The sequence below is a fragment of the Prevotella conceptionensis 9403948 genome (assembly GCF_000312305.1).
GTDB classification, from domain to species: Bacteria; Bacteroidota; Bacteroidia; order Bacteroidales; family Bacteroidaceae; genus Prevotella; species Prevotella conceptionensis.
In genome coordinates this window covers 1-919 of record NZ_HE999500.1, presented here as the reverse complement: position 1 = coordinate 919, position 919 = coordinate 1, and the positions used below count along the sequence as shown (strand labels likewise).

Annotated in this window: 1 protein-coding gene; it reads left to right on the top strand. The window is 49.5% G+C overall.

The annotated features are described in order from the left end of the window. Positions 1–688: 688 nt before the first annotated feature. A partial coding sequence (locus BN93_RS15950; protein WP_044261209.1) for a ParA family protein occupies positions 689–919 on the top strand: 231 nt, incomplete at its 3' end.

The window sequence follows — 919 nt, the reverse complement described above, 5'->3', positions numbered from 1 at the left end:
GAGTTCTGAGTTACCGAATTTATTTCGAGTAACGCAGGACATATCTTGCTATTTGCTCCGGCGCAAATAAATCCGTCCGCGAAGGACGGAAGTCGAGTCCCTCAAAAAAGAACGCTTTATGCCTCGAAGGCTTCGGCTTACCGCTTGGGTGCAAAGTTACTAAGCGTTGTGCCTAAAGCACTTACCTCTCACGAAGCCACAAATACGCAAATCGACGCCACAAGTACGCAGTTAGCAAAAAGGGCAGAAACAAGGGGGTAAAGGCTTCTATATTTGCCCCGTCGAACAGGTGTTTGCAGGTCGGTGGACATACCTGCCTACCCAAGTCTAAAAACCAGTCCGCAGCCATTTGAACAGACAATTATGGAAATGGAAATAGGAATGAGAATATGTACAAGTTATTGCACCCGTCGCCCCTCGCACCCTTGCGCAAGGGTACAAGTGTGGACGTATGGATGGGGGGACGTGGGTAAGTATGACTCCCATCATATAGCCCCACCCTTATATAGGGAGGGACATATCCCGAAAGGCGGGTCCATATTCCCTTGTTGGAATACCTTTCCGTATGCCTGTCCGGGGATTTATTCCCTCACGGACTTATTTCCACATCCGCCTTTTCAAGGAAACAAGCCAAGGCGTGCATGCGCCTTTCCACACATATATGTAGAACCATCAAACAGAAAATGAAATGAAAAAGAAACCTGTTTTCATTGCCTTCTCCACCCAAAAGGGCGGTGTCGGCAAAACGACCTTTACGGTCTTGACGGCAAGTTACCTGCACTATGCCTGCGGGTACAACCTTATTGTGGTGGATTGCGACTATCCGCAATTCAGCATCAATGCCATGCGTCAGCGTGACGCACAGGGCGTGGATCGCAACCCCGCGCTGCAAGAATTGGCAGCCACCCAATTCTCCGAG